This is a genomic window from Streptomyces sp. NPDC002643 (assembly GCF_053592555.1).
This window is the reverse complement of sequence record NZ_JBSFVY010000020.1, coordinates 140,683-160,338: the sequence shown is the minus strand read 5'-3', so window position 1 is coordinate 160,338 and position 19,656 is coordinate 140,683. Positions and strand designations below refer to the sequence as shown.

At 69.2% G+C, this 19,656-nt stretch carries 17 protein-coding genes; 16 read left to right on the top strand and 1 reads right to left on the bottom strand.

Going from position 1 to position 19,656, the window contains the following annotated elements; all coding sequences use genetic code 11:
• The first annotated feature begins 20 nt into the window (after positions 1-20).
• Positions 21-617, top strand: a complete 597-nt coding sequence (locus ACWD4G_RS28540) for a TIGR03086 family metal-binding protein (protein WP_451298306.1) — start codon at positions 21-23, stop codon at positions 615-617.
• 50 nt (positions 618-667) lie between these two features.
• Here the strand turns inward: ACWD4G_RS28540 and ACWD4G_RS28535 are convergent, their stop codons facing one another.
• Positions 668-1,324, bottom strand: a complete 657-nt coding sequence (locus ACWD4G_RS28535; protein WP_451298304.1) for a maleylpyruvate isomerase N-terminal domain-containing protein — start codon at positions 1,322-1,324, stop codon at positions 668-670.
• Positions 1,325-1,425: 101 nt separating this feature from the next.
• Here ACWD4G_RS28535 and ACWD4G_RS28530 point away from each other — a divergent pair, with 101 nt between their 5' ends.
• The 15 genes from ACWD4G_RS28530 (at position 1,426) to ACWD4G_RS28460 (ending at position 19,655) form a co-directional block, all read left to right on the top strand.
• Positions 1,426-2,175 (top strand): MBL fold metallo-hydrolase, encoded by a 750-nt coding sequence (locus tag ACWD4G_RS28530; RefSeq protein WP_451298302.1) that lies wholly within the window; start codon positions 1,426-1,428, stop codon positions 2,173-2,175.
• A 172-nt stretch (positions 2,176-2,347) separates the two neighbouring features.
• Entirely contained in the window at positions 2,348-2,995 is a 648-nt protein-coding gene (locus ACWD4G_RS28525; RefSeq protein WP_451298300.1) for a GntR family transcriptional regulator, read from the top strand.
• Between the two features lie 81 nt (positions 2,996-3,076).
• Complete coding sequence (locus tag ACWD4G_RS28520; RefSeq protein ID WP_451298298.1) at positions 3,077-3,988, top strand: dihydrodipicolinate synthase family protein; 912 nt, start codon at positions 3,077-3,079, stop codon at positions 3,986-3,988.
• Positions 3,985-5,775, top strand: coding sequence for an L-arabinonate dehydratase (gene araD, locus ACWD4G_RS28515; RefSeq protein ID WP_451298296.1), 1,791 nt, complete (start codon positions 3,985-3,987; stop codon positions 5,773-5,775). The genes ACWD4G_RS28520 and araD overlap by 4 nt, the downstream gene beginning before the upstream one ends.
• 131 nt (positions 5,776-5,906) lie before the next feature.
• Positions 5,907-6,851 (top strand): carbohydrate ABC transporter permease, encoded by a 945-nt coding sequence (locus tag ACWD4G_RS28510; protein WP_451298294.1) that lies wholly within the window; start codon positions 5,907-5,909, stop codon positions 6,849-6,851.
• Complete coding sequence (locus ACWD4G_RS28505) at positions 6,848-7,753, top strand: carbohydrate ABC transporter permease (RefSeq protein WP_451298292.1); 906 nt, start codon at positions 6,848-6,850, stop codon at positions 7,751-7,753. Before ACWD4G_RS28510 ends, ACWD4G_RS28505 begins: the two co-directional genes overlap by 4 nt.
• Complete coding sequence (locus tag ACWD4G_RS28500; RefSeq protein ID WP_451298290.1) at positions 7,750-9,072, top strand: pectate lyase family protein; 1,323 nt, start codon at positions 7,750-7,752, stop codon at positions 9,070-9,072. The genes ACWD4G_RS28505 and ACWD4G_RS28500 overlap by 4 nt, the downstream gene beginning before the upstream one ends.
• Positions 9,069-10,268, top strand: a complete 1,200-nt coding sequence (locus tag ACWD4G_RS28495; protein ID WP_451298288.1) for a Gfo/Idh/MocA family protein — start codon at positions 9,069-9,071, stop codon at positions 10,266-10,268. The genes ACWD4G_RS28500 and ACWD4G_RS28495 overlap by 4 nt, the downstream gene beginning before the upstream one ends.
• 2 nt (positions 10,269-10,270) lie before the next feature.
• On the top strand, positions 10,271-11,113 hold the full coding sequence (locus ACWD4G_RS28490) for a DUF6807 domain-containing protein (RefSeq protein ID WP_451298355.1): 843 nt from the start codon (positions 10,271-10,273) through the stop codon (positions 11,111-11,113).
• Positions 11,110-12,663, top strand: coding sequence for a family 43 glycosylhydrolase (locus ACWD4G_RS28485; RefSeq protein ID WP_451298286.1), 1,554 nt, complete (start codon positions 11,110-11,112; stop codon positions 12,661-12,663). The genes ACWD4G_RS28490 and ACWD4G_RS28485 overlap by 4 nt, the downstream gene beginning before the upstream one ends.
• A gap of 59 nt (positions 12,664-12,722) precedes the next feature.
• Positions 12,723-14,723: a pectinesterase family protein gene (locus ACWD4G_RS28480; protein WP_451298284.1), complete on the top strand. Its 2,001-nt coding sequence runs from the start codon at positions 12,723-12,725 to the stop codon at positions 14,721-14,723.
• Between the two features lie 82 nt (positions 14,724-14,805).
• Entirely contained in the window at positions 14,806-16,152 is a 1,347-nt protein-coding gene (locus ACWD4G_RS28475) for an ABC transporter substrate-binding protein (RefSeq protein ID WP_451298282.1), read from the top strand.
• 136 nt (positions 16,153-16,288) lie between these two features.
• Positions 16,289-17,080, top strand: a complete 792-nt coding sequence (locus tag ACWD4G_RS28470) for a rhamnogalacturonan acetylesterase (RefSeq protein ID WP_451298280.1) — start codon at positions 16,289-16,291, stop codon at positions 17,078-17,080.
• A 140-nt stretch (positions 17,081-17,220) separates the two neighbouring features.
• On the top strand, positions 17,221-18,531 hold the full coding sequence (locus tag ACWD4G_RS28465) for a pectate lyase family protein (RefSeq protein ID WP_451298278.1): 1,311 nt from the start codon (positions 17,221-17,223) through the stop codon (positions 18,529-18,531).
• Positions 18,531-19,655, top strand: coding sequence for a pectinesterase family protein (locus tag ACWD4G_RS28460; RefSeq protein ID WP_451298276.1), 1,125 nt, complete (start codon positions 18,531-18,533; stop codon positions 19,653-19,655). Before ACWD4G_RS28465 ends, ACWD4G_RS28460 begins: the two co-directional genes overlap by 1 nt.
• Position 19,656: the final 1 nt, after the last annotated feature.

The following is a 19,656-nucleotide window of genomic DNA, read 5'->3' as shown; positions in this document are numbered from 1 at the left end:
ACGTCTGTGAGGAGCGACTGATGATCGACGACGGTACGGCGAACCTCGACCTCGGGCCGCAGACGCGCGTCGTGGCCCGCTTGGCGCGCGGGGTGAGCGATGTGCAGCTCTCCGGGCCCACGCCGTGCCCGGAGTACGCCGTGCGCAATCTGCTCGGGCACCTCCTGGGCCTCGCCATCGCCTTCCGGGACGCCGGACGGAAGGATCTGGGGGCCACCACCGACACCGCCCCGGACACCTACGTACCCGACATCGAGCCCGGCTGGCGCGAGACCCTGCCCACGGTTCTGGACGAGCTGGCCGAGGCCTGGCGCGACCCCGCGGCCTGGACGGGCGAGACCCGGGCCGGTGGGGTCCCGCTGCCGGGAGCGGTGGCCGGTGCCGTGGCGATCGACGAACTGGTCGTACACGGATGGGACCTAGCCCGAGCCACCGGCCAGCCGTACGCCCCCGACCCGGCGGCCCTGGAGGCATCACACGCCTTCCTCCTCGCGGCGACCGAGGACCCCACCCGGGGCGGAGGCATCTTCGGACCGGTAGTGGCCGTACCGGACGGCGAGCCGCTGCTCGACCGGGCGATCGGCTTGAGCGGCCGGGACCCGGGGTGGACGCCGTAGCCCCGCAGGACATCTTCGGCGACCGACAGTCGAGGGGTTCGGCCGGAGTGTCAGCCGAGGACGAACGGCAGCCGTTCGGCCAGTTCACCCAACGCGGTCGTCTCCTCATCCGTCGGCCCCCGTCGCCCCGTGCCCACCAGCAGCACATCCTTGTCCGAGAACGATGCCGGAAATGCGGTTCCCGTAATCGCCTCCGACATCTCCCGTGACCGGGCCAGCCCATCCACCGGCGGCCCGGCCACATGGGGCAGATGTGCCACCAGGTCCAGATGGTGCAGCGTCCATTCCAGGACGTACGCCGACAGATAGTCCCCGGCGGTCAGGACCATGTCCTGTGTGCTCACCCGGAGTGAGGGATCGGCCAGTTCGGCGGCCCGGCCGGCCGCCGAGCCCACGTCGTCCAGGTGGAACTTCAGCAGCCCCGGCTCCTCGTAAGCGGCGGCCAGCCGCACAATCAGCGCGTCCAGCGGGTCATCACCCGTCGGCGGGGTCTCGGACACCGTCCAGTAGGTCACCGCGTTCCGTGTCGGTTCCCCGTCCGCCGGGGTCACCAGCGTGATCAGTACGTCCTGTGCGTCGATGACCAGGTGGCAGACGAGGTCCCGTACGAGCCAGCCCCTGCACCCGGACGGCTGTGCGAAGTCCGCGTCGTCGAGGTCGGCGACCGCCGCACGCAGCGCCGTCCACGAGTGTGAGAAGAGATCCACACTCGCAACGTAGACGACAAGAAGATCCAAGGTGCTGCAATGCGGAGCAAGGAGTCGTAAACGGGGAGCGGGGGCGGGGCCGTCTCCGTACGCTCGCCCCCATGCCCCTGAGTCTCACCGTCCTCGGCACCGCCTCCCCGCACCCCGGGCCGGGCCGGCCCACCTCCGGCTATCTGCTGCGCGGCGGGGGCGCCGAGATATGGGTGGACGCGGGGTTCGGAACGTTCGCCGAGTTGCAGAGGCACACGGACCCCACGAGGCTCACCGCGATCTGGATCTCCCATCTGCACGCCGACCACAGCGCGGATCTGCTCGCCGCCCACTACGGCTTCGCGTACGGCGGTCTCACCCTCCCGGCGCCGATCCCCGTGTACGCCCCCGGCGGCTGCGCACAGCGCCTCGCGGGATTCCTCGGCCGGCCCGACGAGACCTTCCTCAGCAGTGTGTTCGAGTTCCGTCGCCTGTACGACGGCCACACCGTCCGGCACTGGAACCTCAACCTCACCGCCCGCGCCGTCGTCCACGACGTGGAGTCGTACGGGCTGCGCGCCGAGTGCCAGGGCCGGGTCCTCGCGTACTCCGGGGACAGCGGCCCGTGCGACGCGCTCACCCAACTCGCGGGCAGCGCCGATCTGTTCCTGTGCGAGGCCGACGCCGACGCGCATCGCGAAGGCGAACCCCGGGTGCATCTCACCCCGGAGGAGGCCGGTAGCCACGCCAAGGGGGCCAGCAGGCTCCTCATCACCCACGTGGGCCCCGGCCTCACCCCGGAGAACGCCACCCTGCGCGCCGCCGTCACCTTCGGCGGCCCCACCGAGACCGCCCGCGTGGGCGACACCAAGATCGTGTGACCGCCGGTCCCGCCTTCATGTGACCCCGCGCACCACTTCTTTTGTCAGAAGCATTGACGAACCGTGAAGCCCCTCCTACCTTCAACGCGTCGTACCTCGTACGTCATATATGAGACGCGATACGTGAGATCACATACGTGAGATCGCATACGCGAGAACCGAGAGGCCGAGCATGACCTCTGTGCCCACGCCCATCCCGTCCCGCACGCAGTTCGTGCTGGAAGGGATCAAGCACCGCATCCTCACCGGCCAGTTGACGCCGGGACAGGCCCTGGTGGAGACCGAGCTGGCCGCGCAGTTCGGAGTGTCCAAGACACCCGTACGTGAAGCGCTCAAGACCCTCGCCGGGACCGGGCTCGTCGTGATGAGCCAGTACAAGGGCGTCACGGTGCGCATGGTGGACGCGGACATGGCGCGCGAGGTCTACGACGTACGGCTGCTCCTGGAACCGGAGGCGCTGCGGCGTGCCGTTCGGCGCGGTGCCTCCCTGGACGCCGCCCGGTCCGCGCTGACCAGGGCCGACGGGGCCACGGACACCGCCGAACGGTCGCTGGCCAACCGGGAGTTCCACCGCGCGCTGTACGTCCCGTGCGGCAATCCGCTGCTCGGGAGGATGCTCGACGAGGTACGCGACCAGGCGGCGCTGGTCTCGGCCGTCGCCTGGGCGGCCGACCCCTCCTGGGAGCGGGAGGCCGCCGAGCACCGGGAGATCCTGCGGCTCGCCCTCGACGGTGACGCCGACGGCGCCGCGGCCGCACTGCACGCGCACATCGCCTCCTTCGTCCAGCGGGCCTTCCCCGAGGCCCGCGAGGACGAGTAGGCCCGAAAGCTCCGCAAGCCCGAGCCCAACCCGTGACTCCCGCAAGGCAGTGAGTCCAGTCCTCGAAGAGGAAGGTCATCCATGAGCAGCGTGACGTTCGAGACCGGGCGGGCGGCCCTGGCCGACGTGGTGGCCATCCCGGTGACACCGTTCGCCGGGGACGGCACCGTCGACCAGGACGCCCACCGGGCCCTGCTGCGTCGGCTGCTCGACGGAGGGATCACCACCCTCACCCCGAACGGCAACACCGGCGAGTTCTACGCGCTCACCCCCGAGGAGCGGCGGCTGGTCACCGAGCTGACGATGGACGAGGTCGGCGACCGGGCCGTGATCGTCGTCGGCGTCGGACACGACATCCCGACCGCGATCGCCACCGCCGAGCACGCCCGCGCGGTCGGCGCCCACATGGTGATGGTCCACCAGCCGGTCCACCCGTATGTGGCGCAGGGCGGCTGGGTCGACTACCACCGGGCCATCGCCGAGGCCGTGCCCGAGCTGGGCGTCGTTCCGTACATCCGCAACGCCCAGCTCCCCGGGGCCCGGCTCGCCGAACTCGCCGACTCCTGCCCGAACGTCATCGGCGTCAAGTACGCCGTCCCGGACGCGGCCCGCTTCGCCGCCTTCGCCCGGGACGCCGGCCTCGACCGCTTCGTCTGGGTGGCCGGGCTCGCCGAGCCGTACGCGCCCTCGTACTTCTCGGCCGGTGCCACCGGCTTCACCTCGGGGCTGGTGAACGTCGCCCCGGCCGTTTCGCTGAACATGATCGAAGCGCTTCGATCGGGAGACTTCCCGGCCGCCATGAAGGTCTGGGAGCAGATCCGCCGCTTCGAGGAACTGCGGGGCGCCAACAGCTCCGCCAACAACGTGACCGTCGTCAAGGAGGCCCTCGCCTCCCTCGGCCTCTGCCGCCGGGACGTCCGGGCGCCCAGCAAGGAGCTGCCCGAGTCCGAGCGCGCGGAGGTCGCCGCCATAGCCGCCGGGTGGTCCATATGACGAACAACTCCGCGCACAACCGGGAAAAGAGCGACACGAAGCACCACCAGGAAAACGCCGAGCTGAGAAAGCGCCCCGAAGAGCTGCGCAGTCACCAGTGGTACGGCACCGATGGCCTCCGGTCCTTCAGCCATCGCGCCCGTACCCGCCAGCTCGGCTATCTCCCCGAGGAGCACCTCGGCAAGCCCGTCATCGCGATCCTCAACACCTGGTCGGACATCAATCCCTGTCATGTCCACCTCCGTGACCGGGCGCAGGCGGTCAAGCGGGGGGTGTGGCAGGCCGGAGGCTTCCCGCTGGAGTTCCCGGTCTCGACGCTCTCCGAGACCTTCCAGAAGCCGACCCCGATGCTCTACCGCAACATGCTCGCGATGGAGACCGAGGAACTGCTGCGCTCCTACCCGGTCGACGGCGCCGTCCTGATGGGCGGCTGCGACAAGTCGACCCCCGCCCTGCTCATGGGCGCGGCGAGCGTCGATCTCCCCACCGTCTTCGTGCCGGCCGGGCCCATGCTGCCGGGCCACTGGCGGGGCGAGGTCCTCGGCTCCGGCACCGACATGTGGAAGTACTGGGACGACAAGCGCGCCGGGCTCATCGGCGACTGCGAGATGCAGGAACTGGAGAGCGGCCTCGCCCGCTCGCCGGGCCACTGCATGACCATGGGTACGGCCTCCACGCTCACCGCCGCCGCCGAAGCCCTCGGCGTCACGGTCCCCGGCGCCTCCAGCATCCCGGCCGTCGACTCCGGCCACGACCGCATGGCGGCGGCGGCCGGGCTCAGGATCGTCGAACTGGTCCACAGGGACCGCAAGTTGAGCCAGATCCTGACCGCCGACGCGTTCGAGGACGCCGTCATGACCGTCCTCGGCCTCGGCGGCTCCACCAACGCCGTCATCCACCTCATCGCCATGGCCGGCCGCGCGGGCGTCAAGCTCACCCTCGACGACTTCGACCGCATCGCGCGCACGGTGCCGGTGCTGGCCAACGTCCGGCCCGGCGGCCAGACCTACCTGATGGAGGACTTCCACTTCGCCGGCGGCCTCCCCGGCTTCCTCTCCCGGATCACCGACCTGCTCCACCTCGACCGCCCGACCGTCTCGTACGACACGATGCGCGAGCAACTGGACGGCGCGCTCGTCCACAACGACGACGTGATCCGCACCCGCGACAACCCGGTCGCCGCCGAGGGCGGGGTCGCCGTACTGCGCGGCAACCTCTGCCCGGACGGCGCGGTCATCAAGCACATCTCGGCCGAGCCGCACCTGCTCGAACACACCGGTCAGGCGGTGGTCTTCGACGACTACAAGACCATGCAGCGCACCATCAACGACCCCTCGCTCGGCATCACCGCCGACAGCGTGCTGGTGCTGCGCAACTCCGGCCCCAAGGGGGGACCGGGCATGCCCGAGTACGGGATGCTGCCCATCCCCGACCATCTGCTGAAGCAGGGGGTACGGGACATGGTCCGCATCTCCGACGCCCGGATGAGCGGCACGAGCTACGGCGCCTGCGTGCTCCACATCGCCCCCGAGTCATACATCGGCGGCCCCCTCGCCCTGGTCCGCACCGGCGACTCGATCACCCTCGACGTCAAGGCCCGCACCCTCCAACTCAACGTGGACGACGAGGAGTTGGCCCGCCGCAAGGCGGAATGGACACCCCCGCCCACCCGCTACGAACGCGGCTACGGCGCCCTCTACAACGACCAGATCACCCAGGCCGACACAGGCTGCGACTTCGAGTTCCTGTCAAGACCGGGCAAGGTCCAGGACCCGTACGCCGGGTAATCGATGTGGCGCCGGGTGACCAAAAAGGGGCGCGGGGAACTGCGCGACCAGCCCCCACACACCCGCCGACGCCACGCAACCGTAAGAGGCACCCCGAACCGCGCCCCCCGCACCCGAACGGAGTTCCACTCATGGCCCAAGCCGCAGCCATGGCGAAACCCCCCGCGCCACCCCGGCGGAGCCGTACGCGCCGTGCCTCAGCCACCCCGCGCAGGTTGCCGTACCTCCTGATCGCCCCAGCAGCGCTGCTGATGCTGGGCTTCATCGCCTACCCGGTCATCAGCGTCTTCTACTACAGCCTGCAGCACTACAACCCCACCAAGCCCTGGCGGAACGGCTTCGCCGGCTTCGAGAACTTCGTCCACGCCTTCACCGAGGACCCGCTGTTCTGGGACACGCTGATCTTCAGCGCGAAATGGGTGGTCGTCGAGGTCGGACTGCAACTGCTGTTCGGTCTGGCCCTCGCCCTGATCGTCAACCAGACCTTCGTGGGCCGGGCCCTCGGCCGCGCGCTGGTGTTCTCGCCGTGGGCCGTCTCCGGCGTGCTGACCTCGGCGATCTGGGTGCTGCTCTACAACTCCCAGACCGGTATCACCCGTTACCTCGCCGACATGGGCATCGGCGAGTACGGCGTCAGCTGGCTCTCGGACACCTCGACCGTCTTCCCGGCGGCGATCGTCGCCGACCTCTGGCGCGGTGTCCCCTTCTTCGCGATCCTCATCCTCGCCGACCTCCAGTCCATCTCGAAGGACCTGTACGAGGCCGCCGAGGTCGACGGCGCCAGCCGTATCCGGCAGTTCGTGCACATCACGCTGCCGCATCTGAAGGACGCGATCATCCTCTCCACGCTGCTGCGCGCGGTGTGGGAGTTCAACAACGTCGACCTCCTCTACACCCTGACCGGCGGCGGACCGGCCGGTGAGACCACGACTCTCCCGCTGTACATCGCCAACACCTCGGTCGACGCCCACAACTTCGGCTACGCGTCCGCCCTGACCACGGTCGCGTTCGTGATCCTGCTCTTCTGCTCGATGGTCTATCTGCGGCTGAGCAAGTTCGGAGGCGAGTCCAAGTGATCACCAAGGACGCCGAGAGGACCGTACCGCCCGTGTCCGCGCCGAGATCCGAGGCGGAGGAGCCCCAACGGCCCCGCAAGCAGCGCCGCGCCTGGGACGAGGTACCGCGCTGGCAGATCTATCTGCCCCTGTCCCTCTACCTCGTCTTCACCCTCATCCCCTTCTACTGGATTCTGCTCTTCGCGCTGCGCGAGCCCGGCTCCAGCTCACTGGTCCCCTGGCCCGTGACGTTCGAGCACTTCGAGAAGGTCTGGACGGAACGGTCCTTCGGGATCTACTTCCAGAACAGCGTGCTCGTCGGTGTCGCCACCCTGGTGATGACCACCATCGTCGCCCTGGCCGGCGGCTACGCCCTCGCCCGCTTCGACTTCAAGATCAAGCGCGGGTTCATGCTGGCCCTGCTGTGCTCCCAGTTCGTGCCGGGCGCCCTGCTGCTGGTCCCGCTGTTCCAGATCTTCGCCGAGCTGCGGATGATCAACTCCCTCGGCAGTGTCATCCTCGCCGAGACGGTGTTCCAGCTGCCCCTGTCGATCATCCTGCTCAGCAACTTCATCAAGAACGTGCCGTACTCCCTGGAGGAGGCGGCCTGGGTGGACGGCTGCAACCGCTTCACGGCGTTCCGGGTGATCGTCCTGCCGCTGCTGCGGCCCGGGTTGATCGCGGTCGGCTCCTTCGCCTTCGTGCACTCCTGGAACCACTTCCTGTTCGCCCTGATGTTCCTCAACAACCAGGCGAAGCAGACCATCCCGGTCGGCCTCAACACCCTGCTCAGCGCCGACAGCGTCGACCTGGGCGCCCTGGCCGCGGGCGGCATCATCGCCGCCGTACCGGTGGTCATCGTCTTCGCCTTCATCCAGAAGTGGCTGATCACGGGCTTCAGCGCCGGGGCCGTGAAGGGATGAGCATGCGCATACGCGGCAGAAGAGCACTGCAACTCGTCGCCCTCGCCGGGGTGTTGGGCCTCACGCTCACCACCCCGGCCGGGGCGGAGTCCCGGGACATCAGCCGGGACACGCTCGCGGCCGACGACGGCTGGGCCGCGGCCGACGGTGGGACCACGGGGGGTTCCACCGCCGACGACGCCCATGTCCTCACCGTACGGACGCGGAGCGAGCTGGTCCGCGCCCTCGACGGCGGCAGCGCCACCCCCAAGATCATCCGGATCGCCGGGACCATCGACGCCAACACCACCGACGACGGCGACCGACTCGACTGCGACGACTACGCCACCGACGGCTATGACATCAAGGAGTACCTGGCCGCGTACGACCCCCGCACCTGGGGTTCCGCCAAGCCCGGCGGCCCCCAGGAGGAGGCCCGCCAGGCGTCGGCGGCCAAGCAGGCCGAGCGGATCGAGCTGGCCGTCGGCTCCAACACCACCATCGTCGGCCTCGGTTCCTCAGCGGTTCTCAAGGGCGCCAGCCTCCAGCTCAAGGGCGCGGACAATGTGATCATCCGCAATCTCGAACTGCGGGACGCCTACGACTGCTTCCCCGTCTGGCAGCCCAACACCGGCGGCCTCGGCGACTGGAAGACCGCGTACGACAACATCTGGCTGCGCGGCGCCAGCCATGTCTGGATCGACCACGTCACCCTCTCCGACAAGGGCCATCTGGACGAGGACGAGCCGACCCACTTCGGCCGCAACTACCTCCGGCACGACGGCCTTCTTGACATCACCAACGCCTCCGACCTGGTCACCGTCTCCTGGAGCCGGTTCACCGACCACGACAAGGCGATCCTCATCGGCAACGGGGACACCGCGACCGGCGACCGGGGCAAGCTGCGGGTCACCCTGCACCACAACGAGTTCGAGTCCGTCGTCCAGCGCGCCCCACGCGTCCGCTTCGGACAGGTGCACCTCTACAACAACCGATACGTTGTATCCGCCCCGGCCGACGCCCACGACTACCGCTACACCCTCGGCGTCTCCACCGAGTCCGCGCTCTACGCCGAGAACAACGCCTTCACCACCCCCGGCCACATCGAGGTCGCCGACCTGGTCAAGAGCTGGAACGGCACCGCCCTCCACCAGACGGGCACCCTCTTCAACGGCTATCCGGTGGATCTTCTGGCCATCCACAACGCCTACAACTCCGGCAGCGAGCGCGATCTCACGGCCGACGTGGGCTGGACGCCTACCCTGCACCAGAAGATCGACAGCGCCGAGAAGGCCGACCGAGAGGTGGCACGCGGCGCGGGCGCAGGGAGAATCCGATGAACAACACCAGCACGCCGAACAGCACCGGCACGTCCTACGAAACCCCGCTTCCCCTCGTCCTCGCGGGCGCCCGGGGCCATGGCCGCTGGCACCTGGAGAACATCCGGCGATTGGCCGACCAGGGGATCGTGCGGCTCGCCGGGATCTGCGAGCTGACCCCGCTGGGCGCCGACGAGATCCCGGACGGCCTCGGTACGCCCGAGCAGTCGCCCGACTTCGGGGCGCTCCTCGACTCGACGGGCGCGGCGGTCGCCGTGATCTGCACCCCGATCCCCACCCACACCGATCTGGCGCTGACGGCTGCCCGGCGGGGTGTGCATCTGCTGCTGGAGAAGCCTCCGGCGCCGTCGTTCGCGGAGTTCCGGCGGATGGCGGACGGGGTGGCCGAGGCGGGCGTGGTCTGCCAGATCGGCTTCCAGTCGCTGGGCTCGCACGCCGTGCCCGAGATCCGGAAGATGGTCGCCGACGGGCTGGTCGGCGAGGTCGTCGGCATCGGCGGCGCCGGAGCCTGGGCCCGCGCCGAGGCGTACTACCGGCGTGCGCCCTGGGCCGGAAAGCGCCGCCTGAACGGCGTGGACGTCATCGACGGGGCGCTTACCAACCCCCTCGCGCACGCCGTCGCCACCGGGCTCGCCCTCGCCGACGCCGGCCGTGCCGAGGACGTCACCGCCATCGAGACCGAACTGCTGCGCGCCAACGACATCGAGTCCGACGACACCTCCTGCGTGCGGATCACCACGGCCGACGGCGGCCGGATCACCGTCGCCGCCACCCTCTGCGCCGCCGACCCGGACGACCCGTATGTCGTGGTGCATGGCACCAGCGGCCGGATCACCTACTGGTACAAGCAGGACCGCGTCCTGGTCCAGCGAGCCGGACACGGCCCCGAGGAGATCGAGTACGGCCGCACCGACCTGCTGGAGAACCTGGTCGCGCATCTCGTCGAGGGCACCGATCTGCTGGTCCCGCCGGACGCGACCGGTGCGTTCATGAAGGTCGTCGAGGCGATCCGCGTCGCCCCCGACCCGATCGCGCTCCCGGACACCGCCTGGCACTTCCTGCCCGAGGAGGGCCGCCGCGTCGTCGACGGCATCGACGGCCTGGTCGCCGCCTCCGCCGACAACCTCGCCCTCTACTCCGAGCTGGGCGCCCCCTGGGCGCTCCCCGAGGCTCCAGCGAAAGAGGTGAGCACGTGACGATGACGAACGAGTCCCTGGTCCTGCGCGTGGCGGGCCGCCCGGTGGGCCGTTACATCACCCGGCCCGAACTGCCGGCCCGGCTCTCCCCGCGCCCCTATCTGCACCCCGTCACCACCCTGTCCGGTACGGCGGTCACCGAGCTGAGCCCCGCCGACCACCTCCACCACCTCGGCGTCGGTGTCGCCGTTCCCGACGTCGAGGGGTACAACTTCTGGGGCGGACGCACCTATGTCCGCGACCAGGGCCCCACCGAGCTGGACAACCACGGCTCCCAGCGCCACACCGCCTACCAGCTGCGCGACCCCGACGGCTTCGTCGAGGAACTGCGCTGGGTCGCGGCGGGAGCCGAGCTGCTGCGCGAACGCCGTACGGTCGCCGCCACCGAACTCACCGACGCCGCCTGGGCGTTGGACTTCACCTTCTCCCTCACCAACATCACCGGCGCCCGGGTCACCATCGGCAGCCCCGCCACCAACGGCCGCCCCGGCGCCGCGTACGGGGGCTTCTTCTGGCGGGCCCGCAAGGAGGCCGAGGCGCCCCGCGTCTTCACCGCCGAGCAGGAGGGCGAGGCCGACTGCCACGGCGTCCGCGCCGACTGGCTCGCCCTGGCCGGCACCTCCTGGACCCTCGTCTTCGCCGGGGCCACCGACGCCACCCGCCGCGACCCCTGGTTCGTCCGCGCCGACGAATACCCCGGCGTCGGCTCCTCCCTCGCCCACACCGAGCGCCTGAGCGTCGACCCGGACGACACCGTCGTACGCCGAGTCGTCACAGTCGTCGCCGACGGCATCCTCGACCGGGGCGAGGCCGCGGCCCTCGTACGCAAGGCGGTGAGCCCGTGACCAGCACCTCTGTCGCCGCCCCCGCCTTCTCCGCCGACCAGGGCGACGGCACCTACCGCAACCCCGTCCTCGACGCCGACTGGTCCGACCCGGACGTCCTGCGCGTCGGCGACGACTACTACATGACGGCGTCCAGCTTCGGCCGGGTCCCGGGCCTTCCCCTGCTCCACTCCCGGGACCTGGTCAACTGGACGCTCGTCGGCCATGCCCTCGAACTCCTCGAACCGGCAGCCGAGTTCAGGACGCCCCGCCACGACTGCGGGGTCTGGGCGCCCTCGCTGCGCCACTTCGACGACCGCTTCTGGATCTTCTGGGGCGACCCCGACCACGGCATCTTCCAGGTCAACGCCCCCGGAATCAGGGGCCCTTGGACCCGGCCGCACCTGGTCAAGGAGGGCAAGGGGCTCATCGACCCGTGCCCGCTCTGGGACGAGGAGGCCGGCGAGGCCTACCTCGTGCACGCCTGGGCCAAGTCCCGCTCCGGCGTCAAGAACCGCCTCACCGGCCACCGTATGCGGCCGGACGGGACGGGCCTGCTGGACGAGGGCAAGGTCATCGTCGACGCGGACCGGCTGCCGGGCTGGTTCACCCTGGAGGGCCCCAAGCTCTACCACCACGACGGCTGGTTCTGGATCTTCGCCCCCGCCGGGGGAGTGGAGACCGGCTGGCAGGGCGTCTTCCGCTCCCGCGAGTTCTTCGGCCCGTACGAGGAGCGGATCGTCCTGGAGCAGCACGACACCGAGGTGAACGGTCCGCACCAGGGTGGCTGGGTGCGGACGGCGGCGGGCGAGGACTGGTTCGTCCACTTCCAGCAGCGGGGGGCGTACGGCCGGGTCGTGCATCTCCAGCCGATGCGCTGGGGTGATGGGGGAGGTTGGCCCGTGCTCGGCGATGACGGCGCCCCCGTCGCCGTACACCGCAAACCGGCGCTGCCCGCGCAGCCGCCCGCCGCGCCCGCCACCGACGACGACTTCCCCGGCGGCCGCTTCGGACGCCAGTGGCAGTGGACCGCCAACCCCGAGGAGGGCTGGGCCACCCAGCACTCCGGCGACGGGCTGCGGCTCACCTGCGTACGCACCGTGCACGCGCACGACCTGCGGAAACTGGCTAACGTGCTCACACAGCGGCTGCCGGGGATTCCCGCCGTGATCGAGGTCGACTTGCGCCTCGACAGCGAGGAACCGGGGGCGCGGGCCGGACTCGCGGTGCTCGGCGACGCCTTCAGTTGGATCGGGCTCCAGCGGGGCACCGACGGGACCGCGCACCTGGTCCACCGGTTCGCCGAGACCGTCGCCGAGCGGGAACGGGACGCCGACCATCCGCGTCCGGCGCCCGAAGGGCGGGCCCGGCTGCGGATCGAGACCCGCGCGGGTGCGCGCTGCCGCTTCTCCTATGACGTGGGGGAGGGGTGGCAGCCCTCGGGACAGGTCTTCGCCGCCACCCCCTGGCGCTGGGTCGGCGCCCTCCTCGGCCTCTTCGCCGTGGCACCGACCGGCGGGGGGCACGCCGGGTCGGCCACGTTCAGCCGGTTCCGGATCACCCGCTCATAGCTCGACCGCTCTCGCTCGTAGCTCAACTCATGTAATTCGTACGCCTGTTTGGAGCCGCAATGACGCACCTCCGTAGCAAGCGCTTGCCGGAGTCGCCCGGAGCGAGACCCGGTATCGGCCGGGCCCTGGTCACGGTCGCGGCTCTGGTGGCCTCGCTGGGGCTCGGAGCCATCACCTCGGCCGAGGCCGCGCCCGACACCGGTGTGCGCGCCCCCGGCGGCTGGAGCGACACACCGCACGGCTTCGCCTCCCTCGACGGCGGGACCACCGGTGGCGCCGGCGGCAAAGTGGTGACCGTCACCGACCAGGCGTCCCTGATGAGATACGCGTCCGCCGCCGAGCCGTACACCATCCGGGTCAAGGGCGCGATCGACGTGGCGCCGTTCGGCTCGGACGTCGTCGTCACCTCGAACAAGACGATCATCGGCGTCGGCGACACCGGCGAGATCGTCCACGGCGAACTGAACCTCAAGCCCGGCACCCGCAATGTCATCATCCGCAACCTGACGATCCGTGACTCGTACGTCGAGGGCGACTGGGACGGCAAGACGACGGACTTCGACGCGATCCAGATGGACACCGTCGACCACATCTGGATCGACCACAACCGCTTCGAGCACATGGGCGACGGCCTGCTCGACATCCGCAAGGACAGCCGGTACATCACCGTCTCCCACAACCAGTTCAAGAACCACAACAAGGCCTTCGGCATCGGCTGGACCACCAACGTCCTGACCGAGATCACCATCGACCACAACTGGTTCACCGGGACGAAACAGCGCAACCCCTCCGCCGACAACTGCGCCTACGCCCACCTCTACAACAACTACCTCTCGGCCCAGGTGGCCGACGGCGACCCCGTGTGGACCTACGGGAACTGGGCGCGCGGCAAGACCAGGATGGTCATCGAGAACAGCTACTACGACGGCGTCCAACACCCCTACCAGGCCGACGCCACCGCGGAGTTGGTGCAGCGCGGGTCGATCCTGAAGAACGTCACCGGGCGCCAGGACGCCTGGGGCACGGCCTTCGACCCGAGGGACTTCTACGACTACCGCCTCGACCCGGCGGCGGCCGTACCCGCGCTGGTCACCCGCTTCTCCGGACCGCAGAAGACGATCGGTACGAACACGACCCTGAACGTGCCGGGTTCGTACCCGACCGTGCAGGCCGCCGTGGACGCGATGCCGGAGGGCAACGACGGTACGGTGACGATCCGTATCGCGCCGGGGACGTACCGCGAGCAGGTGCGCATTCCGGCCGGCAAATCGAATCTCGTGCTGCAGGGGACTGGACGGGACCGCTCCGACACCGTCATCGTCTACGACACGCCCGCCGCGTACGGCGGCTCCAACGGCAGCGCCACGGTACGGATCGCCGCCAGCGACGTCACGGCCCGCAACCTCACGTTCAGCAACGACTTCGACGAGGCCGCGCACGAGCTGAACGGTGAGCAGGCCCTCGCCATGAAGACGGTCGGCGACCGGATCGTCTTCGAGGACACCGCCTTCCTGGGCAACCAGGACACTCTGATGACCGACAGCCCCCGGCTCGACGCCATCAGCCGGGTCTACATCCGCGACTCGTACATCGAGGGCGATGTCGACTTCATCTACGGCCGCGCCACCACCGTCATCGAGCGTTCGCTGATCAAGGCGCTCAGCCGGGGCTCGGACACCAACAACGGCTACATTACCGCCGCGTCGACGTGGAAGGACAACCCGTACGGCTTCCTGATCACCAAGTCGAGGGTGACCAGCGACGCGCCCGCCGGGACCTACCACCTGGGCCGGCCCTGGCACCCGGGCGGCGAGCCGAACGCCATCGCCCAGGTGCTGTTCCGGGACACCGAGTTGCCCGCCGCGATCAAGTCGTCGCCGTGGACCGACATGAGCGGCTTCTCGTGGAAGGACGCGCGGTTCACGGAGTACCGCACCTACGGGCCGGGCGCCGAAGTCACCGCCGATCGGCCCCAGTTGGCGGACGCGGACGCCGCCACGCACACGGTCGCCGACTACCTGGCGGGCACGGACGGTTGGGCGCCCCATACCCACCGGTGACCTTCAGACCCCCACAACTTCATAACCCTCGTTCCCCCACAACTTCATAACCCTCGTTGAATCCAGAAGAGAGAGCCGTTCAATGAAGATCAGCAATCACAGAAGCAGGCGGGCCGCCCTGGCCGTCGCCCTGGGCTCCGTTCTCGCCCTGACCGCCACCGCCTGCGGTGACGACGGCAGTGGCGCCGGTGGCGACAAGGGCTCCGAGGGCAGCGGCACCGGCAAGATCGTCTTCTGGGACAACAACGGCGGTGTCCGCACCGACATCTGGAAGGAGATCATCGCCGACTTCGAGAAGGCCAACCCGGACATCAAGGTCGAGTACGTCGGTATCGCGGCCACCGAGTACCAGTCCAAGGTCGACACCGCCATCCAGGGCGGCGGTCTGCCGGACGTCGGCGGTGTCGGCGCGGCCATGGCCGCCGGGTTCGCCGCGCAGGGCGCGCTGGAGCCGCTGGACGACCGGCTCTCCGGGTCCTCCCTCAACGGCAAGATGAACGAGGCGATGGTCGAGTCGCTGAAGTCCGCCGGCGGCGGCGACGCCCTCTACTCCGTCCCGACCTCCGCCAACAACGGCGTCCTCTACTACCGCACCGACCTGTTCGAGGCCGCCGGACTCGATGAGCCGACCACCTGGGACAAGTTCTACGAGGCCGCCGAGAAGCTCACGGACAAGGACAAGAACGAGTTCGGCTACACCATCCGCGGTGGGGCCGGTTCCATCGCCCAGGCGCTGGACGCGATGTACGGGCAGTCCGGCATCACCTCGTTCTGGGACGCGAGCGGTGAGAAGACCACCGTCAACGACCCGAAGAACGTGGCGGCCCTGGAGAAGTACGTCGGCCTCTACAAGAAGGTCACCCCGGCCGCCGACCTCAACAACGACTTCACCAAGATGGTCGCCCAGTTCGACACCGGCACCATCGGAATGCTCAACCACAACCTGGGGTCCTACCAGGACCATGTGAAGGCGTTCGGCGCGGACAAGTTCCGGGGTATTCCGCAGCCGACCGGTCCCGACGGCAAGCGGGTCCAGGTCTCCAACCCGGTCGACGGCATCGGCATGTTCAAGAGCTCCAAGAACAAGGACGCCGCCTGGAAGTTCATCGAGTTCGCCGTCTCGCACGAGGAGAACTCCAAGTTCAACGAGTCGGCGGGGCAGGTGCCGGCGAACAATGAGGCCGCGAAGGACTCGTGGATCTCGGAGGCCGAGCCCACGAAGTTGGCTGCCGCCGCGTTGACCGATGGGTCGACCTCGATCGTGCAGCTGCCGTACTACCTGCCCGACTGGAACACGATCTCCAAGGCCGACAACGAGCCGGCCTTCCAGAAGGTGATGGACGGGCAGACCAGCGCGAAGGAGTTCCTGGACTCGCTGGCGGACCAGCTCAATGAGGCTCAGGCCGAGTGGAGCAAGCAGAAGGGCTAATAGCTCGGGGTCGTAGGTAGTTGGCCGGCTGCGGGTTGTTAGTGGCTGGTCGCGCCCACGCGGCGGAGCCGCACATTGTTACAGACCCGCGCCCCTAAAAAACGGGGCGCGGGGCCTACTCGAAAGGTGCCCGCACGTGTCACTCACCCGTAGACAGGTCGCCGGTGCGGCCCTCGCCGCCGCTCCGCTCGTCTTCGCCGCCCATGGGGCCGCGTCCGCCGCCCCTCGTCGCGAGCGCACGATCTATATCGCCGGTGATTCCACCGCCGCCCAGAAGTACGCCGACGCCGCGCCGGAGACCGGCTGGGGCATGGCCCTCCCGTTCTTCCTCTGTTCCGGGCTGACCGTCTCCAACCACGCGCTCAACGGCCGGAGTTCGAAGAGCTTCATCGACGAAGGCCACCTGGACGTCATCCTCGACGCCATCCGGCCCGGTGACTTCCTGATCATCCAGTTCGGTCACAACGACTCCAAGATCGCCGACCCCACGCGCTACACCGAGCCCTGGTCGACGTACCAGGACTATCTGCGCCAGTACATCGACGGCGCCCGTGCGCGCGGTGCCCGGCCGGTTCTCGCGACCTCCGTCGAGCGCAGAAAGTTCGACGCGAGCGGCAACGCGCAGGCGACCCATGGCGACTACCCTGCGGCGGCCATCGCTCTGGCCGCGGAGGAGGGTGTGGCCCTCCTCGACATCCAGGCGCTGTCCATCGCCTTGTGGCAGGAGTTGGGGGTCGAGGAGACCAAGAAGTACTTCAACTGGACCGAGACCGAGCAGGACAACACGCATTTCAACCCGCCGGGGGCGATCGCCGTGGCACGGCTTGTCGTGCGTGAGTTGTTGCGCGGTCGAGTGCTCGCGCGGCGTGATGTGCGGCGTTTGGACGAGGTGATTCCCGAGTCGTGGATTACGTGGCCCGAGGCGTAGTGCTCCGCGAATAGCTCGTATTTCGGCTGCCGGTCCCTCGTGGCTGGTCGCGCCCACGCGGCGGAGCCGCAAATCGAAACAGCCCCGCGCCCCTGAAGGGGCGCTTCAGTTCCCCCCTGCTTTGAAAGGAACCCGCACCCATGCGCTCCCGTATCTGGCATGCCCATGTCATGACATCCGTTGCCGGCTGCACCGCCCTCGTCCTCGGCGTAACCGGCACCGGCATCGCCCACGCCCAGTCGCCGCGCGACCTCGGTCGCCAAGTACTCGGTGCCGGTGACGGCTGGGGGTCGGCGGAGGGCGGTACCTCCGGTGGCTCCGCGGCGGATGCCGAGCATGTGTACACCGTCACCACCTGGGCCGAGTTCAAGGCCGCGCTCGCGGACGGCGGTGACGCGCCGAAGATCATCAAGGTCAAGGGCATGATCGACGCCGTCTCCCAGGGCTGCGAGGCGTTCGTCACCGACGGCTACGACCTCCAGCAGTACCTCAAGGACTACGACCCGGCCGTCTACGGCAACGACCAGGTCGCCATGGGTCCGCAGGAGGACGCGCGGGTCGCGTCCATGGCCAAGCAGGACTCCGCGATCAAGGCCCATATCCCCAGCAACACCACCATCGTCGGCGTCGGGAAGAACTCCGGCATCCTCGGCGGCAGCATCCAGATCAAGGGCGTCTCGAACGTCATCATCCGCAACCTCACCATCGAGGCCCCGCTCGACTGCTTCCCCAAGTGGGACCCGACCGACGACAACAACACCGGCAACTGGAACTCCGAGTACGACACCGTGGTCGTCTACGGCAGCGATCACGTGTGGATCGACCACAACACCCTCACCGACGGCCGCTACCCGGACAGCGAGCGGCCCGTCTACTTCGGCAAGGTCTTCCAGCAGCACGACGGCCTCACCGACATCGTGCGCGGCTCCAACTACGTGACCGTGTCCTGGAACTCCTTCGAGAACCACGACAAGAACATGCTGATCGGCAACGGCGACGGTCTCGCCTCCACCGACGGCGGCAAGCTCAAGGTCACCATGCACCACAACCGCTTCGAGGGCATCCTCCAGCGCTCCCCGCGCGTGCGGTTCGGCCAGGTCGACGTCTACAACAACTACTACGTCGTCACCGAGGAGCAGAAGTCCGACTACTACATCTTCGGTGTCGGCATCTCCTCCCAGCTGTACGCCAGCGACAACGCCATCACGCTCCCTGAAGGCGCCAAGGTCGGCAAGGTCATCAAGAAGTGGAGCGAGTCCCCGCTGACCGCCGAGAACAACTACGTCAACGGCGAGCTCACCGACCTCATCGCCGTCCACAACGCCGAGATCCCCGAGGAGACCCTCCAGTCCGGCGCCGGCTGGACGCCGACCCTCCGCAAGAAGGTCGACTCCCCGCGCGCCGTGCCCGCCATCGTCAAGGCCCACGCGGGCGTCGGAAAGGTCTGCTGATGAGAGGGCTGCCAGCAGCAGGGACCAGCAGACGGTCGTTCGTCGCCGCCGGTATCGGCGCCGCGCTCGCCCTCGGCATCTCGTCGCAGGCCCGCGCCGCCTCGCACGGCCGGTCGCCCTTCGGACGGTACGGCTCCCCGACCGCCCGCCTCACCCCGCAGACCCTCTACGTCGACGCGCGCGGCGGCGGTGACTTCACCACCGTCCAGGCGGCCGTCACCGCGGCGAGCGGCAGTGGGTACACGCTCGTCATCGCGCCCGGCGTCTACCGCGAGACGGTCGCCGTCAGTGTCGCCCGTACGGAGATGACCTGGCTCGGGGCCTCCGGCGATCCCCGTGACGTGGTGGTCGTCTACGACAACGCGGCCGGCACCCCCAAGCCCGGTGGCGGTACGTACGGCACCACCGGGTCCACCACCACGCTCGTCCAGGCCGATGGCTTCACCGCCCGGAACATCACCTTCGCCAACGACTGGCTGCGCGCCGACCACCCGGAGATCACGGGCACCCAGGCCGTCGCCATCAAGGTGCAGGGCGACCGCTCGGCGTTCGTACGCTGCCGGTTCCTCGGCCACCAGGACACCCTGTACGCCGACTCGATGGCGCTCACCGTCTTCGCCCGGCAGTACTTCCGGGACTGCTACGCGGAGGGCGACGTGGACTTCGTCTTCGGGCGGGCCACCGCCGTCTTCGAGCGCTGCCACTTCCGCACCCTCACCCGGACCGACCTGGCCTCCGCCCCGTACGGGTTCGTCTTCGCGCCCTCCACGGCGGGCGCCAACCCGCTCGGCTATCTGGTGACCGACAGCCGGATCACCAGCGAGGCGCCGGACGCCTACTACAAGCTGGCCCGCCCCTGGGTGCCCAGCTCCGACACCACCGCCCGGCCCATGCTGACCGTCCGGGAGACCCACCTCGGCGCCGGTATCGACGCGGTCGAGCCGTACACCAACATGTCGTCCGGTTTCCCCTGGCAGGACCAGCGGTTCGCGGAGTACCGCAACACCGGGCCGGGGGCGCGGATCACCGTCCCCGCGAACCGGCCCCAGCTCACCGCCGCCGAGGCCGCCTCCCACACCCGTGAGACGTACCTCGGTGACTGGGCCCCCTGGAAGGGGTGCTGAC

What these genes read in the sequence shown, in the direction of transcription:
- ACWD4G_RS28465 (WP_451298278.1), top strand. Translation starts at nt 17,221, where the DNA reads ATGCGCTCCCGTATCTGGCATGCCCATGTCATGACATCCGTTGCCGGC.
- ACWD4G_RS28480 (WP_451298284.1), top strand. Translation starts at nt 12,723, where the DNA reads ATGACGCACCTCCGTAGCAAGCGCTTGCCGGAGTCGCCCGGAGCGAGA.
- ACWD4G_RS28520 (WP_451298298.1), top strand. Translation starts at nt 3,077, where the DNA reads ATGAGCAGCGTGACGTTCGAGACCGGGCGGGCGGCCCTGGCCGACGTG.
- ACWD4G_RS28530 (WP_451298302.1), top strand. Translation starts at nt 1,426, where the DNA reads ATGCCCCTGAGTCTCACCGTCCTCGGCACCGCCTCCCCGCACCCCGGG.
- ACWD4G_RS28495 (WP_451298288.1), top strand. Translation starts at nt 9,069, where the DNA reads ATGAACAACACCAGCACGCCGAACAGCACCGGCACGTCCTACGAAACC.
- ACWD4G_RS28510 (WP_451298294.1), top strand. Translation starts at nt 5,907, where the DNA reads ATGGCCCAAGCCGCAGCCATGGCGAAACCCCCCGCGCCACCCCGGCGG.
- araD (WP_451298296.1), top strand. Translation starts at nt 3,985, where the DNA reads ATGACGAACAACTCCGCGCACAACCGGGAAAAGAGCGACACGAAGCAC.
- ACWD4G_RS28500 (WP_451298290.1), top strand. Translation starts at nt 7,750, where the DNA reads ATGAGCATGCGCATACGCGGCAGAAGAGCACTGCAACTCGTCGCCCTC.
- ACWD4G_RS28540 (WP_451298306.1), top strand. Translation starts at nt 21, where the DNA reads ATGATCGACGACGGTACGGCGAACCTCGACCTCGGGCCGCAGACGCGC.
- ACWD4G_RS28475 (WP_451298282.1), top strand. Translation starts at nt 14,806, where the DNA reads ATGAAGATCAGCAATCACAGAAGCAGGCGGGCCGCCCTGGCCGTCGCC.
- ACWD4G_RS28490 (WP_451298355.1), top strand. Translation starts at nt 10,271, where the DNA reads ATGACGAACGAGTCCCTGGTCCTGCGCGTGGCGGGCCGCCCGGTGGGC.
- ACWD4G_RS28460 (WP_451298276.1), top strand. Translation starts at nt 18,531, where the DNA reads ATGAGAGGGCTGCCAGCAGCAGGGACCAGCAGACGGTCGTTCGTCGCC.
- ACWD4G_RS28525 (WP_451298300.1), top strand. Translation starts at nt 2,348, where the DNA reads ATGACCTCTGTGCCCACGCCCATCCCGTCCCGCACGCAGTTCGTGCTG.